Source organism: Xanthomonas sp. fls2-241-TYG-148 (assembly GCF_030208815.1).
Classification (GTDB): domain Bacteria; phylum Pseudomonadota; class Gammaproteobacteria; order Xanthomonadales; family Xanthomonadaceae; genus Xanthomonas; species Xanthomonas campestris.
On sequence record NZ_JARVTE010000008.1, the window covers coordinates 1 to 24,144 of the forward strand.

At 66.6% G+C, this 24,144-nt stretch carries 21 protein-coding genes and 1 other RNA gene; 11 read left to right on the forward strand and 11 right to left on the reverse strand.

The window, feature by feature from the left end; translation table 11 throughout:
* Nucleotides 1-114: 114 nt before the first annotated feature.
* The 6 genes from QRM60_RS10350 to QRM60_RS10375 form a co-directional block, all read right to left on the reverse strand.
* Nucleotides 115-927 carry an MBL fold metallo-hydrolase gene (locus tag QRM60_RS10350; RefSeq protein WP_285446143.1) on the reverse strand — a complete coding sequence of 271 codons (813 nt, stop codon included), beginning with the start codon at nucleotides 925-927 and terminating at the stop codon, nucleotides 115-117.
* 13 nt (nucleotides 928-940) lie between these two features.
* Nucleotides 941-1,753, reverse strand: a complete 813-nt coding sequence (locus tag QRM60_RS10355; RefSeq protein ID WP_285446144.1) for a S1/P1 nuclease — start codon at nucleotides 1,751-1,753, stop codon at nucleotides 941-943.
* 91 nt (nucleotides 1,754-1,844) lie between these two features.
* A non-coding RNA gene (locus tag QRM60_RS10360) (sX9 sRNA) lies at nucleotides 1,845-1,918 on the reverse strand.
* A 60-nt stretch (nucleotides 1,919-1,978) separates the two neighbouring features.
* Nucleotides 1,979-2,593: an OmpW family outer membrane protein gene (locus QRM60_RS10365; RefSeq protein ID WP_285446145.1), complete on the reverse strand. Its 615-nt coding sequence runs from the start codon at nucleotides 2,591-2,593 to the stop codon at nucleotides 1,979-1,981.
* Nucleotides 2,594-2,712: 119 nt separating this feature from the next.
* Nucleotides 2,713-3,336 carry an OmpW family outer membrane protein gene (locus QRM60_RS10370; protein ID WP_228877438.1) on the reverse strand — a complete coding sequence of 208 codons (624 nt, stop codon included), beginning with the start codon at nucleotides 3,334-3,336 and terminating at the stop codon, nucleotides 2,713-2,715.
* Between the two features lie 218 nt (nucleotides 3,337-3,554).
* The gene (locus QRM60_RS10375) at nucleotides 3,555-4,073 is read right to left on the reverse strand and encodes a calcium/calmodulin-dependent protein kinase type II (RefSeq protein WP_011038300.1); all 519 of its coding nucleotides are present in this window, start codon (nucleotides 4,071-4,073) and stop codon (nucleotides 3,555-3,557) included.
* A gap of 535 nt (nucleotides 4,074-4,608) precedes the next feature.
* Between QRM60_RS10375 and gap the strand changes: the two genes are divergently transcribed.
* The 8 genes from gap to QRM60_RS10415 all read left to right on the forward strand — a co-directional run bounded on the left by gap (nucleotide 4,609) and on the right by QRM60_RS10415 (nucleotide 15,818).
* Complete coding sequence (gene gap, locus QRM60_RS10380) at nucleotides 4,609-5,610, forward strand: type I glyceraldehyde-3-phosphate dehydrogenase (RefSeq protein WP_011038299.1); 1,002 nt, start codon at nucleotides 4,609-4,611, stop codon at nucleotides 5,608-5,610.
* A gap of 211 nt (nucleotides 5,611-5,821) precedes the next feature.
* On the forward strand, nucleotides 5,822-6,292 hold the full coding sequence (locus QRM60_RS10385; protein WP_011038298.1) for a hypothetical protein: 471 nt from the start codon (nucleotides 5,822-5,824) through the stop codon (nucleotides 6,290-6,292).
* A gap of 170 nt (nucleotides 6,293-6,462) precedes the next feature.
* Nucleotides 6,463-9,198, forward strand: coding sequence for a DUF2339 domain-containing protein (locus QRM60_RS10390; RefSeq protein ID WP_285446146.1), 2,736 nt, complete (start codon nucleotides 6,463-6,465; stop codon nucleotides 9,196-9,198).
* Nucleotides 9,198-10,562 (forward strand): DUF3999 domain-containing protein, encoded by a 1,365-nt coding sequence (locus QRM60_RS10395; RefSeq protein WP_285446147.1) that lies wholly within the window; start codon nucleotides 9,198-9,200, stop codon nucleotides 10,560-10,562. Before QRM60_RS10390 ends, QRM60_RS10395 begins: the two co-directional genes overlap by 1 nt.
* A 298-nt stretch (nucleotides 10,563-10,860) precedes the next feature.
* Nucleotides 10,861-12,036 (forward strand): phosphoglycerate kinase, encoded by a 1,176-nt coding sequence (locus tag QRM60_RS10400; protein WP_103700599.1) that lies wholly within the window; start codon nucleotides 10,861-10,863, stop codon nucleotides 12,034-12,036.
* Nucleotides 12,033-12,680, forward strand: a complete 648-nt coding sequence (locus QRM60_RS10405; RefSeq protein ID WP_042594960.1) for an HAD family hydrolase — start codon at nucleotides 12,033-12,035, stop codon at nucleotides 12,678-12,680. The genes QRM60_RS10400 and QRM60_RS10405 overlap by 4 nt, the downstream gene beginning before the upstream one ends.
* Nucleotides 12,681-12,879: 199 nt before the next feature.
* A complete protein-coding gene (gene pyk, locus QRM60_RS10410) occupies nucleotides 12,880-14,346 on the forward strand; it encodes a pyruvate kinase (protein ID WP_014508780.1) in 1,467 nt (488 codons plus the stop codon).
* Nucleotides 14,347-14,813: 467 nt separating this feature from the next.
* A complete protein-coding gene (locus QRM60_RS10415) occupies nucleotides 14,814-15,818 on the forward strand; it encodes a class I fructose-bisphosphate aldolase (protein WP_285446148.1) in 1,005 nt (334 codons plus the stop codon).
* Nucleotides 15,819-16,258: 440 nt separating this feature from the next.
* On the opposite strand, the gene QRM60_RS10420 is transcribed toward QRM60_RS10415, so the two are convergent.
* From QRM60_RS10420 to cobA, 4 genes are all read right to left on the reverse strand, one after another.
* Nucleotides 16,259-16,798 carry an O-acetyl-ADP-ribose deacetylase gene (locus tag QRM60_RS10420; protein WP_012437526.1) on the reverse strand — a complete coding sequence of 180 codons (540 nt, stop codon included), beginning with the start codon at nucleotides 16,796-16,798 and terminating at the stop codon, nucleotides 16,259-16,261.
* A gap of 507 nt (nucleotides 16,799-17,305) precedes the next feature.
* Nucleotides 17,306-17,812: an isoprenylcysteine carboxylmethyltransferase family protein gene (locus QRM60_RS10425; RefSeq protein ID WP_116923619.1), complete on the reverse strand. Its 507-nt coding sequence runs from the start codon at nucleotides 17,810-17,812 to the stop codon at nucleotides 17,306-17,308.
* A gap of 162 nt (nucleotides 17,813-17,974) precedes the next feature.
* Nucleotides 17,975-18,934 (reverse strand): cysteine synthase A, encoded by a 960-nt coding sequence (cysK, locus tag QRM60_RS10430; RefSeq protein WP_011038289.1) that lies wholly within the window; start codon nucleotides 18,932-18,934, stop codon nucleotides 17,975-17,977.
* A 16-nt stretch (nucleotides 18,935-18,950) separates the two neighbouring features.
* On the reverse strand, nucleotides 18,951-20,156 hold the full coding sequence (gene cobA, locus QRM60_RS10435; RefSeq protein ID WP_285446149.1) for a uroporphyrinogen-III C-methyltransferase: 1,206 nt from the start codon (nucleotides 20,154-20,156) through the stop codon (nucleotides 18,951-18,953).
* A gap of 164 nt (nucleotides 20,157-20,320) precedes the next feature.
* On the opposite strand from cobA, the gene QRM60_RS10440 reads away from it, so the two are divergent.
* Nucleotides 20,321-21,301 (forward strand): LysR family transcriptional regulator, encoded by a 981-nt coding sequence (locus tag QRM60_RS10440; RefSeq protein WP_285446150.1) that lies wholly within the window; start codon nucleotides 20,321-20,323, stop codon nucleotides 21,299-21,301.
* A gap of 94 nt (nucleotides 21,302-21,395) precedes the next feature.
* Nucleotides 21,396-21,677 carry a hypothetical protein gene (locus QRM60_RS10445; RefSeq protein ID WP_042594959.1) on the forward strand — a complete coding sequence of 94 codons (282 nt, stop codon included), beginning with the start codon at nucleotides 21,396-21,398 and terminating at the stop codon, nucleotides 21,675-21,677.
* A gap of 505 nt (nucleotides 21,678-22,182) precedes the next feature.
* Here the strand turns inward: QRM60_RS10445 and QRM60_RS10450 are convergent.
* The gene (locus tag QRM60_RS10450) at nucleotides 22,183-23,379 is read right to left on the reverse strand and encodes a GAF domain-containing sensor histidine kinase (protein ID WP_228876663.1); all 1,197 of its coding nucleotides are present in this window, start codon (nucleotides 23,377-23,379) and stop codon (nucleotides 22,183-22,185) included.
* 177 nt (nucleotides 23,380-23,556) lie between these two features.
* On the opposite strand from QRM60_RS10450, the gene QRM60_RS10455 reads away from it, so the two are divergent.
* Entirely contained in the window at nucleotides 23,557-23,994 is a 438-nt protein-coding gene (locus QRM60_RS10455; protein WP_285446151.1) for a DUF2946 family protein, read from the forward strand.
* Nucleotides 23,995-24,144: the final 150 nt, after the last annotated feature.

Consider the following 24,144-nt stretch of genomic DNA (forward strand, 5'->3'; position numbering starts at 1 on the left):
CATCCATTTGGCCTTCTTGGCACTATTACTCAGAAGATCGTGAACAGGTTCTTAGGAACGGAAGAAAACCATCGGCCCGAAAGAAGCATCGCGCGCAGGCCGCACGCACTGCACTCAGCCGCGCCAGCCGGCCTGCAGATTGGCCTGCAGCGCCGGGCCCATCAACTTGGGTTCGGGCAGGCTGGCATCGCGGGTTTGCCGTTGCGCCGCATATGCGTCCACGTCCACACCATCGCGCACATGGATATTGCTGCGGCGCTGCTCGCCGATGGTGGTCGCGTGTGCAATCGCCCGCCCGCCCGGGCCGTAGTCATGGCACACGAACAAGCGCGTGGCATCCGGCAAGGCGTACAAGCGCTGGATCGATGCATAGAGCTGGCGCGCGTCACCGCCGGGGAAGTCGCACCGCGCGGTGCCCGCGTCCGGCATGAACAGCGAGTCGCCCGGGAACAGTGCATCGCCCATCAGGTAGGCGATGCTGTCGCTGGTGTGCCCGGGCACTGCAATCACGCGGCAGGCAATCGCGCCCAACGCAAAGCGCTCGTCATCGGCAAACAGATGGTCGAACTGCGCGCCATCGGCACGAAACCCGGGCGGCAACGCGTAGTGCGGCGCCAGCGTCTGCTGGACCTGCGTAATGCCTTCGCCGATCCCGACCCGCGCGTCCGGCCAATGCTGCTTCAACCATTGCGCGGCGCTGAGGTGATCGGCGTGTGCGTGCGTTTCCAACAACCACTGCACCTGCCAGCCATGCTGCTGTACGGCATCGACAATGGCTTGCGCCGCCTGTGTGGTGATCGCGCCGGTGTCGGCAGCGTAGTCCAGCGCCGGGTCGATCACCGCGGCCACCCCGGTGCGCGTATCGGCAACCACGTAGGTAAAGGTGTTGCTGTCGGCATGGAAGAACGCAAGGACCTGCGGCTGCATCGGTATCTCCGTCTCAGGGGCTGCGCAACGCCGCATTGAGCAGCGCGGCCAGCCGGTCGCCCGCTGCACGCAGCTGGGTTTCGGCAATCGGGCGATAGGTGGTGATATAGGTCGGTGGCAGCACGTGCGCGTCGGGATACACGCCGGGCGTAATCGCGATGCGGCACGACGCCTGCGCCCAGGCCGCGCCTGGTGGCGGTAGTGCCGGCGAGGTGGGCGTGGTTGCCGGCAAGGCCAGCAGCACTTTCAGATAGGCATCGTCGCCGAGGTGGCGGTCATTGAGCATGCCGCTGTCCCACAGTGCGTGCAGGTTGCTGCCCTTGCCGGCAACCTGTAGCTGGAAATCGTTGCCGCCCTTGTCGTGCGCATAGCCGGCGTGCATTGGCTGATGGATGTCGCCGACAAAATGCACCACGAACTTCAGCGCCTGCCGGCGTGCGGCCAACGGTTGGTTGCGATCGGCCAGCACGGCGGTCTGCTGCTCCAGCGCAGCGATCACGCAGTTGCCATCCGGGCAATCGCGCGGCGGTACATAGCCGCAGTCGTGTTCGCCGAGATTGACGTAATGCCAGGGGCCCGAGCGCTTGCCCAGGTCCGGATCATTGGCGCGCAGCTCGTCTGCCCAGGTCGCCACACCGGCCAGGCTGGGGTCGGCTTCGCCTGCCAGCAACTGACTGACCTGCGCGCGCGCCTGCGGCGTCAATTCGGTTTCGGCAATACGCGCCACCAGCCGGTGGCCCTGCGGGCCCCAGGCCAGTGCGGTGGTGGGCTGCAGCGCGGCTGCACACACGGAGAGCGTCAACAACAACGGGGAGAAGGTCTTCATCCCGGAATTGTACGCGCCGCATTTGTAAGGCGGATTGCAGCGTTTGCCCATTCGCGCAGGCACCCGGCCTGCGCGACGCGCGGCTTAAAGCGGCTACAAAACGTAGCGCGCAGTCGTCAGGTGGGTGCGGCCGGCGCGGAGGGACCGGAGTGCACGGGGGTACATGCCGATCCCAAGCACAGGCCGCGCCCGCCTGGCGGTTGCGCAGTCGTTTTGATGCTGTTCTTAGAAATAGACCAGGTACGACACGCCATAGGTCAGCGGATCGATCCGCGCTTTGCCCAGGCGGGTGCCGTTGAAATCGACGTTGCTGGACGAATCGGTCCAGCGTGCATCCACACGCAGGCCGCTGCGCTCGTTGAAGATGAAGTCCACACCCACGTGCGCGGTGGCGCCCACCGAATCGTCGAAGCGGATATCGCCATTGCCCAGCGCTTCGTCGGTGTCTTCACCCAGGAAGGTGGTGTAGTTGATGCCCACGCCCACGAAGGGCGACACCGTGCCATAGCCGTTGATGTGGTACTGCAACAGCACGCTCGGCGGCACCGACCAGTAGCTGCCCACCTTGCCGAGACCCGCAAGCTCCAGGTCGTGCTTGCCCGAGACGGCGGCGTGCACCTCGATGCCGAGGTTGTTGCGCAGAAAATATTCGTAGGTGAACGACAGCGCGGGCGCACCCTTGATTTCGCCGCGGACGCCAGCGAAGTCGCCGCTTTCGGACTTGGGCGAGACGTATCCCGCGCCATAGCCGGTCGTCCAATGGCCGGCCGACTGGGCAAAAGCAGGAGTGGCCGAAGCGGCCAAAGCGATGGCGAGGGCGGTGCGGATAAGCGTGCTCATGGAATCCCCGGTAAGTCGGACAGGCGGTCGACGTGCACCTACCTGTCCGCAACTCCGGCGGTGGATTCACGTCCCTGGGCGTCAAGTGTGCCAGAGAAGCGCCACGCGCGTCGCCGTCCTCAGAACCGGTGCACGTACGCCACGCCGTAGACCAGCGGGTCGATGTTGACCGTGCCGATACGGTTGCCATTGAGGCTGGCGTCGCTGTCGATGTCGATCCAGCGCAGGTCCACGCGCAACGCGCCGCGGTCGCTGATCTTCACGTCCAGGCCCGCATGTGCCGCCAGGCCCCAGGAGGCGTCCAGGTCCAGGTCATTGCCGGCCAGTGCGCCGCTGGTTTCGGTGCTGAAAAAGCGCGTGTAGTTGATGCCCGCGCCGACAAATGGCGACACCTTGCCCTGGCTGTTGAAGTGGTACTGCAAGCTCACCACCGGCGGCAGGTGCTTGGTGCTACCCACGCGGCCCAGGCCACGGATGTTGATGTCGTGCTCGAATGGCAGTGCCGCCAGCACCTCGATGCCCCAGTTGTCGGCGATGAAGTATTCGGCGGTGATGGTCGGGCGGATATCGGTGCCGACATCCACGTCGAGCGTGCCGCCGGCCAGGCTGCCGTTATCGGACTTGGGCGCCACCTGATGGGCGCCGACGCCCAGCAACCAGTCACCCTTGGATTGGGCCAGTGCGGGTGCGCTGACCGAGGCGGCAGCCAGGGCTGCGAACAGAACAGTGGAACGCTTGCGCATGAGGGTCTCGTGTCGTTGTAGGAGTGAGCGAAGTCTTGAACGTGCGCGCCGTTGCTGCCTTGATCCTGATCAATCAGGTGCTGCGCATGCAGCGACGGTGCGGATATCTGGTGCAGGAATGCAGGGCATGCGCGTTGCCTGCGCCGGGCGCAGCGTTCAGCGGGGAGGGGGCCGAACGCTGCGGCAATGACGCGACGGGCCGCGTCGATCTGGCCGGCTTACTTGGTCTTGCTGACCGACGCGGTGGCGGTATCCACTTCCGGCATGGCCGAGCTGTGGTGGTTGATGATCAGCCACTTGCCGTCGCGCTTTTCGTACACGAAGGTGTAGCGGGCCTGCACATCGCTCTTCTTGCCGTTCTTGTCGGTGAGCGTGAAGGTGTACACCCCCGCGTCCACCGCGCTGTCGTCATCGAGCAGGCGCACGGTGCGGTAGTTGATGACGCCCTTCGGCTTTTTGGTCAGGAACATCTCGAAGTAGTTTTCGATCTGCTCGCGCGAGGCGCGCACTTCGTTGGAGACCGTCGGCAGCAGCACGCCGTCCGGGGCGTACAGGTCGGCTACCTTGTGCGGGTTGCCGGTGGCCAGGGCCGCGTTCCAGGTGTCGAACAGCGCAGCCACTTCGCGCGCTTCGCCATCGGCGGGCAGCGCAGCCTTGTCGGTGTAGTGCATCACGCCGCCAGCCAGCGCCGGGGTGGCAGCCAGAGCCAGAACCAGAGAGAACAGGGTGCGACGCATGGGGTATCTCCGTTGAGTGATGGGGGTTGCCTCAGTGGGCGAGCCCAATATCGAAATCCGCGGAGGGTGTAAATTCTGCTGTTCGGCATAGTCGTGAATATGCCGGGCGGCGTATTTTTGAGTGAGCCGTCCGTCTTGGTTGTGGGGAGAATCAAACGGTTTCTGGGGTGTCGGTCGCAGGGTGGGCTTGGGCGTGGCGACGCTTCGGGTATGCGGCCTCAACTAAAGGACCTTGGAGTTGCCGCTCCGATCTGCCTCGGCTGCCCGCACTCCTGCCAAGTCCGTTGACGGTGCACTGCAGCGGTGCGTGCCGTCGTCCTGCGGTAGGCACTGGTGCGCACTGGGCGCGTGCCTGCCGGACCAAGCCTTGCGGCCTGCGCACCGGTGCCAGCGGAGCGTGTGTTCTGCGTGATGTGCCGCGGGTCGAACGGTGTGTCGCAGCGCCTGTCCGGGCACCGTCGCCGGTGTGGGACGCTGCTAGAATGAACGCCCCTTTCCATCCGCCGCGTTGTCGCGGCCGCAGGAGCTAGTGAACATGGCAATCAAGGTTGGCATCAACGGATTCGGTCGCATCGGACGCAACGTGCTGCGCTCTGCGGTGCAGAACTTCGCCAATGACATCGAGATCGTGGCCATCAATGACCTGCTCGAGCCCGACTACCTGGCGTACATGCTGCAGTACGACTCGGTGCACGGCCGCTTCAAGGCCGAGGTGTCGGTCGACGGCAACACGCTGATCGTCAACGGCAAGAAGATCCGCCTTACCCAGGAACGCGACCCTGCCAACCTCAAGTGGGATGCGGTCGGCGCCGAGGTGGTGATCGAGTCCACCGGCCTGTTCCTGACCAAGGAAACCGCGCAGAAGCACATCGACGCGGGCGCCAAGAAGGTGATCCTGTCGGCCCCGTCCAAGGACGACACGCCGATGTTCGTCTACGGTGTCAACGACAAGACCTACAAGGGCGAAGCGATCGTCTCCAACGCCTCGTGCACCACCAACTGCCTGGCGCCGTTGGCCAAGGTCATCAACGACAAGTGGGGCATCAAGCGTGGCCTGATGACCACCGTGCATGCCGCGACCGCGACCCAGAAGACCGTGGACGGCCCATCCAACAAGGATTGGCGCGGCGGCCGCGGCATCCTGGAGAACATCATTCCGTCCTCCACCGGTGCGGCCAAGGCGGTGGGCGTGGTGATCCCGGAGCTCAACAAGAAGCTCACCGGCATGAGCTTCCGCGTGCCGACCTCTGACGTGTCGGTGGTCGACCTGACGGTTGAACTGGAAAAGCCGGCCACCTACGCCGAAATTTGCGCCGAGGTGAAGGCGCAGAGCGAAGGCGCGCTGAAGGGCATCCTGGGCTACACCGAAGACAAGGTCGTGGCGACCGACTTCCGCGGCGAGACCTGCACCTCGGTGTTCGATGCCGACGCCGGCATCGCGCTGGATTCCACCTTCGTCAAGCTGGTGTCCTGGTACGACAACGAGTGGGGCTACTCCAACAAGTGCCTGGAAATGGTGCGGGTTGTGGCGAAGTAAGCACTGCCGTCTGATGTTGTCGCAAAGGCCCCAGCTTGCTGGGGCTTTTGTTTTCTGCGTCTTTCTCTGCCGGCAGCGCTTGGTACAGCGCACATATGTGGCTGCCCGAAGTGGACTTTATCGGCATCACGTGCGCTAATTTGCGGGCACGGCGGCCGTTCCCGTGTCGTGTTGAAGGATCGGGGAACTCCATGGATAGAGAGATACAGACATGAATAAGTTTCTTGCGGGCGCGCTGGCGTTCGGCGTTGTCATTGCGTGTGCGGTACCGTCCACCAGCTGGGCAGCCAAGAAGCAGACCGGTACGCCGGCCTGGATGAATGCCGATGGCGAAGTGATCAAGTCTTCCGATGTCGAGGCGGGCTACGGTGAGACCGTCAAGGGCGTCAACGATTACGAGGGCGAAATCACCGGTAAGCCTGCGCCGGGCAGCAAGTTCACGCAGTTGCAGATCGGCATGCCGATGAAGCAGGTCACCGATCTGATCGGTCAGCCGAATGACCAGGGTTCGTACGTGACTGGCAAGGCGTTCATTCCGTTCTTCTTCGGCGGTGACCGCTACCGGTACGAGATGGCCTACAAGGGCCAGGGCCGTCTGGTGTTTGCCGGCAAGTCGATGGATACCGGCGGCAACCTGATCTGGATCATCCATAACAAGAACGACAGCGGTTACCGCGAATAATCATAAAAAAACGCCCGGTCATCCGGGCGTTTTTTTATGCGTGTGGTTGGCGTTTTACGGTGAGGCGCGCACTAAGGCCCTGATGACTCTACACCGCGTGCGGTGCTGCCAATGCGTGGCCGCAGCCTGTATGGTTCGCGCAGCCGGCCGGATGCCGGGGTGGGGGACAGGTGGAATCGATCATCGTAATGGTGGGCCTTGCGGTCCTGGCCCTGCCGGTTGGGCTGGTGATAGCGCTGGTGTGGGTGGGCAGACTGCAGCGGCGGGTCTGGGAGCTGGAGCAGCGGGTCGCGCAGTGGCAGGGCGTTGCGGCGCCGGCAGCTGCGGCACGTGCAGGCGCGCCCGCGCAAGCAGCGCCTAACGCACCGGTTGACGATCAGCAGCCGGTGCCCTCACAGGTCAGCATGCCGACAGAGGCAGTGGCCCCGGTACCGCGCGCCACCGCACCGGTCCCGCCACCGTCGCACAGCATGGATCCGTCGCTTGCCGCGCGCAGCAGTGCCAGTGTCTCCGAGGCTGTCGCGCGTACGCCGTCGCCGGTCGCTGCATCGGCGCAGCCAACACAGCCGCCATCCGCACCGACTCCACCACCGGCGCCAAATGCGATCGAGCGCGCCGCCAGTGCGCTGAAGCGCTGGTTCACCGAAGGCAATGTGCCGGTCAAGGTGGGCATGCTGGTGCTGCTGGCCGGCGTCGCGTCGCTGCTGAAATACGCCAGCGATCAGGGCTGGATGCGCATGCCGGTCGAGCTGCGCCTGGCTGGCATCAGTGTGGTGGCCTTGGCCGGCCTGGTCTTCGGTTGGCGGCAGCGCACGGTGCGGCCCGGCTTTGCGCTGGCGTTGCAGGGCGGTGCCATCGGTGGCCTGCTGTTGACCGTGTTCGCTGCGTTCAAGTTGTACGGGTTGCTCGGCGCCGGGCTGGCGATGGGCATCAGCGTGGTGTTGATTGCCGGCATGTGCGTGCTGGCCGTGCTGCAGGATTCGCGCACGTTGGCCGTTCTGGGCGTGCTGGCGGGCTTTCTGGCGCCGATCTGGTTGTCCAGTGGCAGCGGCAATCATGTCGCGTTGTTTAGTTACTACGCGGTGCTCAATGCCGGCATCGTGGCAGTTGCCTGGGTGCGCCCGTGGCGGGTGCTGAATCTGCTCGGATTCGCGTTTACCTTCGGCATCGGCACGTTGTGGGGTGCGCTGCAGTACGCTCCGGCGAAGTTCGCCACGACCGAGCCGTTCCTGTTGTTGTTCTTCGCCATGTATGTGGCCATCCCGGTGCTGCACGCGCGGCGTGGCGATGGCAGTGCCGGCAAGTTGATCGATGGCAGCCTGTTGTTCGGCACGCCGCTGGTCGCGTTCGCGTTGCAGGCGCGCCTGCTGGAGGGCGACCGCCTGCCACTGGCGTTGTGCGCGCTGGCGGTGGCCGCCTTGTATGCGGCGCTGGCCGCATGGTTGCTGCGCCGCCCGGCGACGCGTCTGCTGGGCGAGGCGCACGCAATGCTGGCCGTGGGCTTTGCCACGCTGGCGGTGCCGTTGGCGTTGTCGGCGCGTGCCACCGCCAGCGTGTTCGCACTGGAAGGCGTCGGCTTGCTGTGGCTGGGTTTGCGGCAGCAGCGGCGGTTCTCGCAGGTCAGCGGTGTGGGCTTGCAGGTGCTGGCTGCGATCGGTGTGGCCTTCGGCGTGGATGCGTGGCGCTACGACAGCGTAGCGGTTGCCAATGCCACCTGCATGAGCACCTTGCTGCTGGCGCTGGCTGGCTGGGCCAGTGCTTGGTTCCTGCGCGATGCGGGGCACCCGCGCCGCGCGCTGGTGGCGTATCTGTGGGGCCTGGGCTGGTGGACGCTGTGCGGTGTGCACGAGATCCTGCGCTTTGCCGGCGACCTGCGTAGCGAGCCGGACCTGCTGCTGGGCTTCGTCGCGCTGACCGTCTGGCTGGCGGCCGAGGTGCATCGCCGTCGGCCCGAACCTGCGCTGGTCTGGACGGTCATGGCCGGGCTGGCGCTGGCTGCGCCGCTGGCACTGTGGCAGAGCCATGCGCATACCCAACCGTTCGCGCACTGGGGCGCGCTGGCGTGGTTGGCGTTCGCCGTGGCCGGCGCGCGGGCGTTGTGGTGCCTGCGCATGCAGCACGGTGCCGGCGCGATCGCTGCGCAGTTCATCTGGTGGTTGCTGTGGCCCTTGGTGGTGTCGTTGGGCGCCGCCTGGCTGGCCGACGCCTTCCTGCTGGCCAACGGCTGGCGCTGCGCATTGCTCGCTGCGCCGTGGCTGATCGTGGCGGCGCTTGGGCTGCTGCGTTGGTCCTGGATTGCCTGGCCGCAGGGGGCGAGCTTCGCCCCTGCCCGCACTGCACTGCTGAGTTGCGTGTTCGGCGTGCTGGGCATTGGCTGGGTGCTGGTGCTGCTGGATCCGGTGAGCGCATCGCCGCTGCCGTGGCTGCCGCTGCTCAATCCGGCCGAACTGGCCCAGCTGGCGGTGCTGGCCTTGCTCGCACGCTGGGCCTGGTCGGCACAATCCCCGGTGCTGCTGCAGCGTTGGCGTGTCACTGCGCTGGGCGTGCTGGGCTGGGCCTTGCTCACCGGCAGCACCTTGCACAGCGTGCATCACTGGGGCGCGGTGCCCTGGGACACGCAACTGCTGGGCGCGACGCTGTCGCAGACCAGCCTGACCATCGTGTGGAGCGTGCTGGGCGTGCTGGGTTGGGTGATCGGCTCGCGTCGCGGGCAACGCGGCCTGTGGCTGGGTGGTGCGCTACTGATGGGACTGGTGCTGGCCAAACTGGTGCTGGTGGACCGCCAGCATCTGGGCAACCTGCTGGGCATCGGTTCGTTCATGGCCTATGGCTTGTTGTGCACCGTGGTTGGCTATCTGGCACCGGCGCCGCCGCGTCAGGCGCCACTTGCCGAGGAGAGTGTGTGATGCGGATTCGAGGTTGGCTGCCGTTGGCAGTGGCAGGCATCGCCGGGGCAGTGCAGGCCGGCGATCTGCGGAGTGATTTCGTCCAGCAATGGCCGCTGCAGGTCGCGCAGTCCGATGCCGGTATGTATCAGCTGACGCTGGATGGGTCGGTGTACCGGGCGGCGCGCGATGCGCAACTGCGCGACGTGGCCGTGCTCGATGCACGCGGCGACGAGATGCCCTCAGCGCTGCTCCCCGCGGAAGTAGCGGCGCAGGCGGCGCCACGGCGGCAGCGCGTGCCAGTGTTTGCGTTGCCGGCCGGCGCCGAAGCGACCAGGGGCGACCTGCAACTGATTGCCGAGCGCGATGCGTCCGGCGCGGTCCGCCGGCTCGAAGGCCGGGTGGCCACAGGCGCTTCCACGCGCGACGGTGCCGGCCCGGGCTGGCTGGTGGATGCCAGCGGCGTGCGTGAGGCGCCACGCGCATTGTGGCTCGACTGGGACGGCACCACGCCGGTGCAGGCGCAGCTGCGCGTGGAAGGCAGCGACGATCTGCGTGACTGGCGCGTGCTCGCAGCCGACGCCACGGTGATGGCGCTGGACAACAACGGCCAGCGTTTGCAGCAGCGGCGCATCGCGCTGGAACAGGGCGCGCGCTATTTGCGCCTGGTGCAGGTCTCCGGCGCGCTGCCTGCGTTGACGCAGGTGGAACTGGAATTGGAAGGCGCTGCCGCGCCTGCGCAGTGGCAGCAACTCGACCTGCAGGGCACCGCGCAGGAAACGCGGGTGGTCTACACCTTGCCGGGGCGATTCCCGATTGCACAGGTGGATGTGCAGGGCGCCCGTGCCGAGGCCGTGGAATGGGTCGTCGAAAGCCGCGATGGCGACCAGGCGCCCTGGCTGCAGCGTGCCGGGCCGTGGCTGGGCTATCGGCTGGGGAGCGCCGCGGCCGCCTCGCCACCGCAGCCAGTGTCCGGCGGCAGCGTCCGCGACCGCCAGTGGCGATTGCTGGCCGCGCAAGGCCGCCGGACCGGTGTGCCGACGCTGCGGGTGGGCTATCAGCCGGAGCGGCTAGTGTTTCTTACCCAAGGCCAAGCGCCGTACGCGCTGGTAGCCGGCAGTGCGCGTGCGCAGCGCACCGACGCGCCCTTGACCTCGATGCTTGCCGCCTTGCGCCAGGAACGCGGCGCGCAATGGCAGCCGGCCACCGCGCGCATCGCCGGCGCGGCGCAGCCGCTGGCAGGCGAGGCAGCGCTGCAACCGGCCGCGGTGCCGCGTGACTGGAAGCGCTGGCTGCTGTGGGCGCTGTTGGTGGGGGGGGGCGTGGTGGTCGGTGGTTTTGCGGTGAGTCTGTTACGCAGTGCCAGCGCCAACCGCGATGCCTGATGGCGATGCGCCGTTGCGGGTTTGCCGCTGCGGCGCGAAGGTCCGACAATGGGCGTCCCCCGTCGCCAAGGCAGCCGCATTGCCCGTCGTGTTCGACCGACCACAGTTCGCGCCACCCGCCTCTGCGGCGACGGCGCCTGTGAAACGCACCGCGCGTCTGCGCGGTGGCGCGCCGGCAGCCTGCAACGCGCCATCCGTTCCCTTGCCAGCACAGCGCGTGGTCGTCAGCGCGCTGCATGCCTGCAGCTGTTTCGATTCCCCATTTCCCATTCCCCCAACGACTTAGCGAGCTGAGCCCATGTCCATTGTCCGCATGACCGACCTCGATCTTTCCGGCAAGCGCGTGCTGATCCGCCAGGATCTCAACGTGCCGATCGACAACGGCCAGATCACCTCCGAACAGCGCATCACCGCCTCGGTGCCCACCATCAAGCTGGCGCTGGAAAAGGGCGCTGCGGTGATGGTGACCTCGCACCTGGGCCGCCCGAAGGAAGGCACCTGGAGCGAGGAAGATTCGCTGGCGCCGGTGGCCGCGCGTCTGACCACCCTGCTGGGCGTGGACGTGCCGCTGGTGCGTGATTGGGTCGATGGCGTGGACGTGGCGCCGGGCCAGGTGGTGCTGCTGGAAAATTGCCGCATGAACGTGGGCGAGGGCAAGGATGACGAAGCGCTCGCACGCAAGTACGCCGCGCTGTGCGATGTGTTTGTCATGGATGCCTTCGGCACCGCGCACCGGGCGCAGGCCTCCACGCATGGCGTGATCCGGTTCGCGCCGGTGGCTGCCGGTGGCCCGCTGCTGATGGCCGAGCTCGACGCGCTGGCCAAGGCGCTGGACAACCCGGCCAAGCCGCTGCTGGCGATCGTGGCCGGCAGCAAGGTTTCGACCAAGCTGGAACTGCTGGCCAACCTGGTCAACAAGGTCGACCAGTTGATCGTCGGCGGCGGCATCGCCAATACCTTCATCGCCGCGGCCGGCCACGACGTGGGCAAGTCGCTCAGCGAGCCGGACCTGATCCCGACCGCCAACCAGATCGTCGCCGATGCCAAGGCGCGCGGCGCGGAGATTCCGCTGCCCACCGACGTAGTGGTGGCCAAGCAGTTCCTGCCCGATGCCGAGGCGAGCGTGAAGTCGCTCGACCAGGTGGACGCCGACGATCTGATCCTGGACATCGGCCCGCAGACCGCCGCGCATTACGCCGAGCTGATTGCCAACGCCGGCACCGTGGTCTGGAACGGCCCGGTCGGCGTGTTCGAGTTCGAGCCCTTCAGCCATGGCACCGAGACCCTGGCGCGTGCCATCGCCGCGTCCAAGGCGTTCTCGATCGCCGGTGGTGGCGACACGCTGGCGGCCGTGGACAAATACGCCATCGCCAAGGACGTCACCTACATCTCCACCGGCGGCGGCGCGTTCCTGGAGTTTCTGGAAGGCAAGACCCTGCCGGCGGTTGCCGCGCTCGAGGCCCGCGGGCAGTGAGTGCAGCCACACTGTTCTTCGATCTGGACGGCACGCTGGTCGACTCGGAACCCGGCATCGTCGGCAGCATCGTGCATGCCTTCGACGAGGTCGGTCAGCCGCGGCCTTCCCCGCAGACGTTGCGCGCCTGGATCGGCCCGCCGCTGCGCGACAGTTTCAGCGAGCGCTTCCCCGAGGATCCGGACCTGGTACAGCGCGCGCTGGCCGCCTATCGCGCCCGTTACGACGCGGTGGGCTGGACCGAGCTCAGCGTGTTCGACGGCATCGGCGATGTGGTCACCGGCCTGCACCGTGCCGGCCACCGGCTGGCCGTGGTGACTTCCAAGAACGAGCGCTACGCGCGCCGCATCGTCGAGCACCTGCCGTTCGGGGTGTGTTTCGAAGACGTCATCGGTGCCAGCGAAGATGGTGCGCGCCGCTTCAAGCCGGACCTGATCGCCGAAGCGCTGCGTCGCCTGCAGATCGACAAGACCGGCTGCGTGATGATCGGCGACCGTCGCATGGATATCGATGGTGCCAACCACCACGGCATCCACAGCATCGGCGTGTTGTGGGGCTTCGGCGACGAAGCCGAACTGCGCGCTGCCGGCGCCGGTGCGCTTGCGCGCACACCAGCCGAGTTGAGCGGGCTGATCCGCGCCTAGCGCGGCGCGTCTTCACTGCCACCGGCGTACGGTGGCGACCCGCAGCCTGCTGCCGTGCGCGGCAACATGCTGCGAAAGCGTACGTACTGTCCCGCACTGTCTGTGAGACATGCCGGAAAAGGAGGGAGGCTATGCCGCAATGCCATCCTCGGTACGTGACGCGTGTGTTAAGTTTCGCGGCTTTTACAGGGAGGCCATCATGAAAGAACGTCAACGCCGCACCAAGATCCTCGCCACGCTGGGACCGGCCACGGATCCGCCTGGTGTGCTGGACGCCTTGTTCAAGGCGGGCGTCAACGTGGTGCGCCTCAACTTCAGCCACGGCGACCCGTCCGGCCAGGCCAAGCGCGCTGCCGAAGTGCGTGCCGCCGCCGTCCGCGTGGGCGCCGAAGTGGGCATCCTGGCCGACCTGCCGGGCCCGAAGATCCGCATCGAGCGCTTTGCCGAAGGCAAGATCAAGCTGACCATGGGCGATCGTTTCGACCTGGTGGCCGATGTCAATGCGCCGGCCGGCGACCAGCATCAGGTGGGCGTGAGCTACCTGGGCCTGCCGCAGGATGTCACCGCCGGTGACGTGCTGCTGCTCGACGATGGCCTGGTGCAGCTGCAGGTCACCGACGTGCAGGGCGCGCGCATCGTCACCACCGTGCTCAACGATGGCGTGTTGTCCGACCGCAAGGGCCTCAACAAGCAGGGCGGTGGTCTGTCGCTGGGCGCGTTGACCGAGCGCGACAAGGAACTGATCGGCATCGTCGCCAAGATCGGCGTGGACTTCATCGCGGTGTCGTTCTGCCGTAACGCGCAGGACATGCACGACGCCCGCCAGATCGCCCAGCAGCACGGCTGCGATGCGCAGTTGGTGTCCAAGATCGAGCGCACCGAAGCGATCGAGAACCTGGTCGAAATCGTCGAAGCCTCCGACGTGGTGATGGTGGCGCGTGGCGATCTGGGCGTGGAAATCGGCGATGCCGAATTGCCGGGCCTGCAGAAGAAGATCATTCGCGAGTCGCTGGCGCAGAACAAGGTGGTGATCACCGCCACCCAGATGCTGCAGTCGATGGTGGAAAGCCCGATCCCGACCCGCGCCGAAGTACTCGACGTGGCCAACGCGGTCATCGACGGCACCGATGCGGTGATGCTCTCGGCCGAAACCGCTGCCGGTGCGTACCCGGTGCGTGCAGTGGAAGCGATGGCGCGCATCTGCCTGGGCGCCGAGCACCAGTTCGAGTTCGATACCGACTTCGAAGCGGCGCAACGCAACCTGCAGCGCGCCGACCAGGCGATCGCAATGGCGACCATGTTCCTGTCCGAGCACATCGGTCTGGGCGGCGTGGTGGCGTTGACCGAATCCGGCGGCACGCCGCGTTACCTGTCGCGCTTTCGTTCCAACATGCCGATCTATGCATTCACCCGTCATGACGGCGCGCGTCGCCAGATGGCGATGATGCGTGGCGTGTTCCCGATCGGTTTCGACAGCCGTGGCCTGACCCCGCGCGAAGCCGCGCGCGCCGCGATCCGCCTGCTGGTGGAAAACGAGCGCATGGGGCCTGGCGACCGCGTGGTGTTCACCAGCGGCGAGCACATGGAAACCCATGGCGCCACCAACACGCTGCGTCTGCTGGAAGTGGGCGAAGACGGCCGCGCCAGCGGTCTGGGCGAGCTGTAGAACAGCTGGCGGTGGGCGCGTCGTGCATGCAGACATGTGCGACGCGCCCCACGCAGCCTGCAGTGACACGACGGCGGCCATGTGCCGCCGTCGTGCTGTGTGGCCGATGCGCATGCCTCGCTCGCCCATGCCGCACCCTGCGCTGCACGTCTCCGCAGCGTGGCTGACGGACATGTGCATGCAATCTCGCGGCCCAACTGTGGTGCAGGCTGCACGGACACAGGACCGATCAGCAGGTAAACGCCGCGTTTAATGCCCTGCCAAGCCCTTGGAGTTGCGTGCCGCGCATGCCGCATCGACGTGGGATGCGGCATGTGGCCATGCGCGCTGCACGCCACGATGCGAGCCCTGCCACAGATCGCGCAGCACGCTGCAACGTGTAATCGGTTGCAGGCATTCCGTGAAGGAATGTCTACGACTTTCGTCGCTATACTTTCGTTCTCCCCCGCAGCTGCCACAGGAACTACATGAGCATCGAACAGCTTGCCGAAACCGCCCAGGCCATGGTCGCCCCGGGTAAGGGCATCATCGCCATCGACGAATCGACCAGCACGATCGCCAAGCGCTTTTCCGGCGTGGGCATTGAGAACACCGAAGAAAACCGTCGTGCCTACCGCGAACTGCTGCTGACCACGCCCAAGCTGAGCGATTACATCTCCGGCGCCATCCTGTTCGACGAAACCATCCATCAGAAGACCAAGGACGGCGTGCCGTTCGCCAAGTACATGGCCGACCACGGCATCATCCCGGGCATCAAGGTCGACAAGGGCGCGCAGCCGCTGGCCGGCATGCCGGGCGAGTTGGTGACCGAAGGTCTGGACGGCCTGCGTGCACGTCTGGAGGAGTACTACACCCTGGGTGCGCGCTTCGCCAAGTGGCGTGCGGTCATCAACATCGGCGAAGACATTCCGTCCGGCACCTGCATCGAGGCCAATGCGCATGCGCTGGCCCGCTATGCCGCGCTGTGCCAGGAACAAGGCCTGGTGCCGATGGTGGAGCCGGAAGTGATCATGGATGGCGACCACGACATCGAGACCTGCTACGAAGTCACCGAAGCCACGTTGCGCTCGCTGTTTGGTGCGCTGTATGAGCAGAACGTTGTGCTCGAAGGCACCATCCTGAAAGCCTCGATGGTCATCTCCGGCAAGAGCTGCGAAGAGCAGGCCAGCGTCGAAGAAGTGGCCGAGTCCACCGTGATGTGCCTGAAGTCGACCGTGCCGGCGATCCTGCCGGGCATCGTGTTCCTGTCCGGCGGCCAGACCGACGAGCAGTCCACCGCGCACCTCAACGAGATGCACCAGCTGGGCAACCTGCCGTGGCCGCTGAGCTTCTCGTATGGCCGCGCGATGCAGCAGGCTGCACTGAAGCTGTGGTCCAAGGACATGACCGGCAACTACGCCAAGGCGCAGCAGATCATTTACGAGCGCGCCAAGGAAAACGGCCTGGCTGCACTGGGCAAGTGGAAGGGCTGATCCGCCGCTGAGGCTGCATCATGCACACAAGACGCCGGCCGTGAGGCCGGCGTCTTGTGTTTGGGTTCGCCAATTTGGATGGCGGGCAGCTTTTGTCGCGACGCTTGCGTTTGCAACGCGCGACTGTCGTGACGCGAGGCCGTTGTCTGCACTGACAGACACGCGTGCGAACTACGGTACCTGCACCTGCACCTGCACCTGCACCTGCACGCAAGGTTCGTCTCAGGTAAGACGGCGCCTGCACGACGCAAGACACACCACCGTGGCCCATCTTTGGGAAGCAGCTCGCTTGCACTCGTCTCGCTCACGCCGCAGCTGTTCCTGCATGCATGTGCATGGGGCAGTACAAAGTGCATCACAAGCAAGACTGTTCCGCCTACAAAGCGAGACAGGCGCCCTGCGGCGCCTGTCTGAAAACATTACGCTTGCAGTCGTTCCACTCAGGCAGCAGCGGTTTCCTGCGTGGCGAGCGCCTGCTGATAGGCCTTGTAGGTCGCTTCGTTGTAGGCCACCAGCACGATGTGCTTGGGCACTTTGTGCGAGCGCTGCCAGTCGCGGGTTTCAGTGACGGCAATGCGTGCCGCCTGGTACAGCGGGTAGCCGTAGATACCGCAGCTGATGGCCGGAAACGCAATCGAGTGCAGCATCATCTGCTCGGCCAACTTCAGCGACTGCCAGTAGCAGTTGGCGAGCTGTTCCGGTTCGTTGTGCTTGCCGTCGCGCCACACCGGTCCCACCGTGTGGAAGATATGCCGCGCTTTCAGGTCGAAGCCATCGGTGATGCGGATTTCGCCGGTGGGGCAACGCACGCCTGGGCGCACTTCCGGCAACGCCTCGCAGGCCTCCAACAAGCGCGGGCCTGCGGCGCGATGGATCGCGCCATCGACGCCACCACCGCCCAGCAGTGATTCGTTGGCCGCGTTGACGATGACGTCAACGTCGAGTTGGGTGATGTCGCCTTGCCAGACTTCGATTCTCATAGCGCGATAGTTATGGGATTTGCATGATGAGCGCGTGATGGATCAGGCGCTGCGGGACGCTCACGCTACGGGCCATTCATCTCACACGATGCGACCACATGGCGGGCTGCGCCGAAGGACCTGCAGCGTGCCAAACGCGCTGTCTGCACCGTGTCGCGACGAACGATTGGTCTGGCCTATGACAGGCATCGAAGTCGTGTGGTGAAACGGTCCAAATACGACGTAAGGGAGGCATCAATGCACTGTAGGGACGTGCGGAGTTTAGGCGCTGAAAGAATGCGATGCCGGAGTGCTTGTCGTGCGTCGACTGTCGGCGTCATCGCTAACAGCGCTGGCAATCGGTTCGCTCAATCGGAACCGATTTGGCGTGCGCCCGCAGGTTCAAGGCCAATGGCGAACGCATGCGCAGTGATCGCTACGGGCGTGGCTGAAATGGTCGCGTACGCGCGCCTCTTCGAATGGGATGACAACCACGCGAAGCCGCCGCGGCAACGTGTACCGCTAGGCTCAAAGCCAGCGGCGTACGCGGGCGCAATAATCGCTGTAGGCGCGGCCGAACTCGTCGCGCAGGCGCGCTTCTTCGAACGGGATGACCAACCACTGCAAGGCCAGCCACGGTAGCGGCACCAGCGCCACCGCCCACAGCAGGCCCAGCTGCAGGCACAGGCCGATGTAGCTGAGGACCAGCGCCAGATACATCGGGTTGCGGGTGAAGCGGTACGCGCCGTCCAGCACCAGCCGCGAGGGATGGCCGCTGGGCATGATGGTGGTGCGTCGGCGCGCGAACAGGATGAAGCAGCTCACCGCCAGCGCGAGCCCGGCGCAGGCGATCACGCCGCCGGCCAATTCGATCCACGCCAGCGGTGTGGGGGCAGGCAGCGGCAGCGCAAAGGCCTGCTGTAGCCAGGCGCCGGCGCCCAGGGCAAGCGCGAAATGCGCCGGGGAGGTCATCTTCACCAGCCATGGCGCCCGCCCGCTGCGGGTATCGCTGTGTCCATACGGCCGGTTACTCACGCCTTCTCTCCCTGCAGAACAACCGCCATCGTAACGTTTCCTTGACATCGGCGGGAGGCGGAGGCGCCGCGGCGCGACGCAAATCGCAGGACACTTCATGCCAAAGGCCGCGCTGGCGGGCGCGGCCTTTGGGAAGAAACGCTGACGTCAAGCTGCCTGCGATCAGGGCAGGCCGGCCAGCCAATCGTCGTCCGAGCCTTCGTTGATGTCGGCGAACAATGGCGTGGAGAAGTAGCGCTCGCCGGTATCCGGCAGCATCGCCAGGATCACCGCGCCCGGCACCGCGGTTTCGGCCACCCGCAGGGCAGTGGAGACGGTGCCGCCGCCGGAGATGCCGGTGAAGATGCCTTCTTCCGCGGCAAGCCGCCGAGCCACGCTGATCGCGTCGGTGTCTTCCACGCTGAGGATTTCGTGGGCGACCTCGCGGTTGAGCACCTCCGGCACGAAGTCCGGCGTCCAGCCCTGGATCTTGTGCGGCTTCCAGTCCTGGCCTTGCAGCAGCGCGGCGCCGGCCGGCTCGGTGGCGGTGATGCGCACTTCCGGGCGGGCCACGCGCAGTACTTCGCCCACGCCGGTGAGGGTGCCGCCGGTGCCCCAGCCGGTGACGAAATGGTCCAGCCGGTGGCCGGCGAAGTCGCGCAGGATCTCGGCGGCGGTGGTGTTGCGGTGGTAGGCCGGATTGGCGGGGTTGGCGAACTGGCTGGCCAGGAACCAGCCATGTTGTTCGGCCAGTTCCTTGGCCTTGCGCACCATGCCGCTGCCGCGCTCGGCGGCCGGGGTCAGGATCACCTTGGCGCCGTAGGCGCGCATCAGCTTGCGGCGCTCGATCGAAAAGGTTTCCACCATGGTGGCGACGAACTTGTAGCCACGCGCGGCAGCGACCATGGCCAGCGCCACGCCGGTGTTGCCGGAGGTGGCTTCCACGATGGTGTCGCCGGGCTTGAGCAGGCCGCGTTGTTCGGCGTCCAGGATGATGGCCAGCGCCAGCCGGTCCTTGACCGAGCCGCCCGGGTTGAACGACTCGACCTTGACGTACAGGGACACGTGGTCCGGGGCGAGGCGGTTGAGTTTGACCACCGGGGTGCGGCCGATGGTGTCGAGGATGTTGTCGTACAGGGCCATGGGGTCTCCGTCGGAATCAGGCTGCGTGGGCGAGTGTGGGCGCGTGGGGCGTTGCGATGGGTGAGTGCGCGGGCTGGCCGGTAAGCGGCGCGGCGCCGAACCAGTGCAGCGACTGCGACAGCGCGGCGACGTCGCCCAGGATCAACAGTGCGGGCGAGCGCACCGCATGCAAGCGCGCGGTGGCGGCCAGCTGCGACAAGGTGCCGGTGACCACGCGCTGTTCCAGGCGCGAGCCATTTTCGACCAGCGCAAATGGCGTATCCGCGGCGCGGCCGGCCTGCAGCAGGCGCTGCTGGATGCTGTCCAGGCCGGCCACGCCCATGTAGAAGGCCAGCGTCTGCCGCTCCTGGCCCAACGCGTGCCAGTCCAGCGTGTCCAGCGAATCCTTGCAGTGCGCAGTGATCAGGCGCAGCGATTGGGCATGGTCGCGGTGGGTGAGCGGGATACCGGCGTAGGCGGCGCAGGCCACTGCGGCAGTGATGCCGGGCACCACCTGGAAACCGATGCCGTGCGTGTGCAGGAATTCAAGCTCTTCGCCGCCGCGGCCGAACACGAACGGGTCGCCACCTTTCAGGCGCACCACGCGCCGCCCGGCGCGCGCATGTTCGAGCATCAGCGCATGGATCTGCTCCTGCCGCGTGCTGTGGCCTTGGGCGGATTTGCCCACTTCGATGCAGCGCGCTTTGCGCTGCGCAAGGCGCAGGATCTGCGGGCTGACCAGGCGGTCGTACAGGATCACCTCGGCCTGCCGCAGCGCGCGCACTGCATTGCGGGTGAGCAGGCCGGGGTCGCCCGGGCCGGCACCGACCAGCGCCACGCTGCCGGGTGTGAGGGTGAGGCGGCTTGCTGCCGGCGATGGTTCGCTGGCGATGGGCGGCAAGGCTGCGGCTGCGGGCGCGGCCTCATGGATCAGCAGCCGTTGCGCGCCGGCGACGCTGCGCAAGGCAGCGTTCACTGCCGGCACATCGCTGGCCGCAATGGTCAGCCAGACCGGCTGGTCCGGCAGTGCAAGCCACTGTGGGTCAAAACTGCCCACCAGCCAGCGCACCTGCCCGGACTGTGCCCAGCCGCGCAACGCGGGTGTCAGTTCCGGCGCGCCCACCAGCGGCACCGCGCCGGCCTGCAGCAGGCTGGCGGCGGCGCGTTCGGCAGCGCGTCCGCCGCCAACCACCAGGACGGCACGGCCACGCAGATCGGCAAGGAGCGGGAACAAGGCAGTCACGGACCGGGGGCTTCGAGGAGAGGGCCAGACCGTAACGCCGGGCTTATAGCCGTCGGAAATGACTTCATGCGTCCTAAAAATAGCGTTCGGTTATAAGCTGGCCCGCCGAACTCCTCTACAGTCGAAGCCCTTGTAGCGCCTCGCGCTTTTTTGGACATAAGCCCATGACGCTGACCCAACTTCGCTACCTGGTTGCCATCGCCGATGCCGAGCTGAACATCACGCTGGCCGCGGCGCGTGTGCACGCGACCCAGCCGGGCCTGTCCAAACAGCTCAAGCAGCTGGAGGACGAGCTGGGCTTTTTGCTGTTCGTGCGCAAGGGGCGCAGCCTGGATGCGGTGACCCCGGCCGGCGTGGAAGTGATCGAACGTGCCCGCGCGGTGCTGTCCGAAGCCAACAACATCCGCACCTACGCCGCCAACCAGCGCCGCGAAAGCCAGGGCCAGCTGACCTTGACCACCACCCATACCCAGGCGCGCTTCGTGTTGCCGCCCGCGGTGGCACAGATCAAGCAGGCCTACCCGCAGGTGAGCGTGCATCTGCAGCAGGCGGCCGAGAGCGCGGCGCTGGATCTGCTCAGCCAGGGCGATGCGGACATTGCCGTGGTCAGCACCGCGGGCGGCGAGCCCACGGCCGGCATCGCGGTGCCGCTGTACCGCTGGCGCCGGTTGGTAGTCGTGCCGCGCGGGCATGCGCTGGACACGCGCGTGGCGCCGGACATGCAGGCGCTGTCTGCGCACCCGCTGATCAGTTACGAATCCTCCACGCGCGCGGGCTCGTCGCTGCAGCGGGCGTTTGCGCAGGTGGGCCTGGAGCCGAGCATTGCGCTGACCGCGCTGGATGCGGACCTGATCAAGACCTACGTGCGTGCTGGCCTGGGCGTGGGGCTGGTGGCCGAAATGGCCGTCAGTGCCAACGACGAGGATCTGCGCGCGTGGCCGGCCCCGGCGCCGATCGCCGAGTGCATCGCCTGGGCGGTGCTGCCGCGCGACCGCGTGTTGCGCGATTACGCATTGGACCTGGTGCATGTGTTGGCACCACAGATCGACAAGCGCGACCTGCGCCGGGTGCTGGACGGCAACCAGGCGCCGAACTGGTCGCTGCCGCCGACCTGGGAAGCGCTGACCCAGACCATCACCAGCTGATGCCGGAATTGGCCCGTGTCGCTGCACGCGAACGCGTTGCGGCAGACGCGCGCGGCCGGTGGCATGCTGGCTGCCTCAACCAACGAGGTGCTCCATGACAGCAGTGCTTCGCCCGGCGCTCAGCCGTGTGTGGTCACCCGATGCGGACGGCGGCATGCAGCTGGAGCTGTGGGCCCATGTGGAAGGCCGCGACCAGACCGTGCTGACGGTGTTGGCCGATCCGCAGGACGAATCGCTGTGGGTGGGCGTGCAACTGGGCGAGACGCGCCTGCAACTGCCGTTGGTGGTCCTGCGCCAGGCACTGGAGGCCGCCGATGCCGAAGTGCATTCGGCGGCGTGGTTCGCACGCCAGGATGAGGGCGTGTCGGAGATCTAGCCGGCAAGCAGGAGGCGTTGCCTGCGGGTGTCGCGGCAGCGGATGGAGTGATTGCGCGGCCAGTTGGCGACGATCGCAGCAGGACGCGTCGGTCCTTGCGAATGCTGCACTGCAGCGCACTAGCAAATCGTAATCTCTTTCGAAATCAATGGTCTGCAAACACCGCGCTGGATCAGCACAGCCTCACTGTCGGTGATTTCCCCTCGCGCTGTCAGGGCCGTCAAGGCGGCGTCGGCCAGAGCCATCAAGTTGCGCCCGGCGATGTCGTAAACCCTTATAGCAACCATGCACGACACTCCCGGACGTCTAGGGGTGGACGGCGCAGGGCCGGCCCGGCATCCATCGCTTGGCCGGTCTGTTCGGAAGGTCGTAGAGGTTGCTGGCGCTGTCGTTCGCCATCGCGTGTTGCGCGACTTGAACGACTGGCGCACCCGGGTCCCTGGGGAGAGACCTGGCGTGCTTGGTGGCGGATCCGGGACGGGAGCCCGGGTCCGCCATTTTTTGTTCAGGCCAGTGGAATGGTGACCGAAAAGCGCGTGCCGCCACTCGGGCGCGGGCGCACTTCGACCTGGCAGCCCAGCGTTTCGGCGGTGCGATGCACGATCCACAAGCCGATGCCCAGGCCGTCGCTGCCCGGGTCGGCCTGGCGGAACGCCTGGAACACGTCTTCGGGGTGCTCCAGATTCAAGCCGATGCCGCTGTCGATGACTTCCACCACCGCATGGCCGGGACGGCGCCGGCAGCCCACCAGCACCTGGCCGCGTTCGGTGTACTTGACTGCATTGCCGACCAGATTGCCGATCAAGGTGGTCAGCAAGGTGGAATGGCTTCGCACGCGCAGGGAGGTGGGCACATGCCGCAGCGCCAGGCACTTGTCCCTGGCCGGCTGGCGCCACACGCCGAGCACTGCGTGGATCACGTCTTCCAGCGCCAGCGGCTGCAGATCCGGGCTGGCCGACTTGCTGGCCGCCGCCAATGCGGCCAGTTCGTCCAGGCTGCGCGCCACGGTGCCGATCGCATCGCGCGCGGTGACCAGGGTGGGAATGGTGTCCACGTTGGCATGCCGGCGCATCTTGTCGATGGCATAGGCGGCCGTGCGCAGGGGGGTCTTGAGATCGTGGCCGGCGATGGCCATCAGACGGCTGCGGTAACGGTTGGATTCTTCGGCGATCAATAACGCGCGGCGCAACTCCAGCTGGGCCATGGTCTGGCGCGCCAGCGCGCGCAGTGCATCGACCTGTTCGTCGGTGAGCTGGCGTGGTTGCCGGTCCAGCACGCAGACCGTGCCCAGCGGCAGGCCGTCCGGGGTCTTGAGCAGCGCACCGGCATAGAAATACAGCGGCGATTCGCCGGTCACCAGCGGGTTGCGCGCAAAGCGCGCATCTTCGCGGGTGTCGGGCACGACCAGCACGTCGTTATCGAGCAGGGCATGCGCGCACATCGACTTGAACAACGGTGTCTCGCGTTCGCCCATGCCACGCTCGCTCTTGAACCACTGCCGGTCCGCATCCACAAGGCTGATCAGCGCGATCGGGGTCTGGCAGATGATCGAGGCCAGCTTGGTGATGTCCTCAAAAGCGGCCTCGCGCGGGGTGTCGAGGATGCCGTAGCTGCGCAGGGCCTGCAGGCGCAAGGCCTCGCTCGGCGGCTTGGGCGCACACGGCAGGGGCTCGGCCGCTGGATCGGACAGGACAGTACTCATGCGCGCACGGGTCAAAGTGATAAGCGCCAAGCATAGGCCATGGCTGTGCCCGGATTGTGTGCACCGCAGCCCGTCCAGGCGATCGCTGCCGGTGGCGGCATGGGTAAGGGTGCGACATCGCGTCGCGCACCGGCCGCGACCATCGCCGGTTGCGATGCACCGGCTTACACTCGCCGGATGCTCCGTTCGCTCCGCCACCACCGCGTGTTGCAGTCGCTTGCCGTGCTGGCGGTTGCGCTGATGCTGGTGGCGCCGCTGATCAGCCGCTGGTGCCAGCTGCCACTGGCGCAGCCGATGTGCACTAGCCAGGCCGCTGACGCTGCGGCATCTGCGCATGCCGGGCACCACCCGGTGCCGGGCATGGGCGCAGCGCAGCACCACGCCATGGACGCGCCTGCCCCCCATCATGTGGCGCCTGCGCAGGACGCCGGTGCGCATGCGGACGCGTGCGACTACTGCGTGCTGGCAGCGCGTCTGTTGGGCGCGCTCGCGCTGGTGGTGCTGTGCCTGTTGCAGCTGCGGCTAAGCAGGCCCGCTGCCCCGACGCGGACGCATGCATGGCGCGCGCTGCGCTGGCCGGCGCTGGGCGCACGCGGGCCGCCGCTGGCCGCCTGAGGCTGGGCAACGCGCGAGCGCCCGCTGTTCTTTCCCTATCGGCGTATGCCACTTGCTGGCGTGCGCGAGGCGTGCTGTGCACGCGATGGCGGCTGCCGCGCTTTCTCTTCCGTTGACCGTGCGGCCTTTGCGGGCGTCGCGTGCGGTTGC

Excerpts from the sequence above, each read along its gene's own strand:
- QRM60_RS10350 (WP_285446143.1), bottom strand. The coding sequence starts at position 927 with ATGCAGCCGCAGGTCCTTGCGTTCTTCCATGCCGACAGCAACACCTTT.
- QRM60_RS10355 (WP_285446144.1), bottom strand. The coding sequence starts at position 1,753 with ATGAAGACCTTCTCCCCGTTGTTGTTGACGCTCTCCGTGTGTGCAGCC.
- QRM60_RS10365 (WP_285446145.1), bottom strand. The coding sequence starts at position 2,593 with ATGAGCACGCTTATCCGCACCGCCCTCGCCATCGCTTTGGCCGCTTCG.
- QRM60_RS10370 (WP_228877438.1), bottom strand. The coding sequence starts at position 3,336 with ATGCGCAAGCGTTCCACTGTTCTGTTCGCAGCCCTGGCTGCCGCCTCG.
- QRM60_RS10375 (WP_011038300.1), bottom strand. The coding sequence starts at position 4,073 with ATGCGTCGCACCCTGTTCTCTCTGGTTCTGGCTCTGGCTGCCACCCCG.
- gap (WP_011038299.1), top strand. The coding sequence starts at position 4,609 with ATGGCAATCAAGGTTGGCATCAACGGATTCGGTCGCATCGGACGCAAC.
- QRM60_RS10385 (WP_011038298.1), top strand. The coding sequence starts at position 5,822 with ATGAATAAGTTTCTTGCGGGCGCGCTGGCGTTCGGCGTTGTCATTGCG.
- QRM60_RS10395 (WP_285446147.1), top strand. The coding sequence starts at position 9,198 with ATGCGGATTCGAGGTTGGCTGCCGTTGGCAGTGGCAGGCATCGCCGGG.
- QRM60_RS10400 (WP_103700599.1), top strand. The coding sequence starts at position 10,861 with ATGTCCATTGTCCGCATGACCGACCTCGATCTTTCCGGCAAGCGCGTG.
- pyk (WP_014508780.1), top strand. The coding sequence starts at position 12,880 with ATGAAAGAACGTCAACGCCGCACCAAGATCCTCGCCACGCTGGGACCG.
- QRM60_RS10415 (WP_285446148.1), top strand. The coding sequence starts at position 14,814 with ATGAGCATCGAACAGCTTGCCGAAACCGCCCAGGCCATGGTCGCCCCG.
- QRM60_RS10420 (WP_012437526.1), bottom strand. The coding sequence starts at position 16,798 with ATGAGAATCGAAGTCTGGCAAGGCGACATCACCCAACTCGACGTTGAC.
- cysK (WP_011038289.1), bottom strand. The coding sequence starts at position 18,934 with ATGGCCCTGTACGACAACATCCTCGACACCATCGGCCGCACCCCGGTG.
- QRM60_RS10440 (WP_285446150.1), top strand. The coding sequence starts at position 20,321 with ATGACGCTGACCCAACTTCGCTACCTGGTTGCCATCGCCGATGCCGAG.
- QRM60_RS10445 (WP_042594959.1), top strand. The coding sequence starts at position 21,396 with ATGACAGCAGTGCTTCGCCCGGCGCTCAGCCGTGTGTGGTCACCCGAT.
- QRM60_RS10450 (WP_228876663.1), bottom strand. The coding sequence starts at position 23,379 with ATGAGTACTGTCCTGTCCGATCCAGCGGCCGAGCCCCTGCCGTGTGCG.
- QRM60_RS10455 (WP_285446151.1), top strand. The coding sequence starts at position 23,557 with ATGCTCCGTTCGCTCCGCCACCACCGCGTGTTGCAGTCGCTTGCCGTG.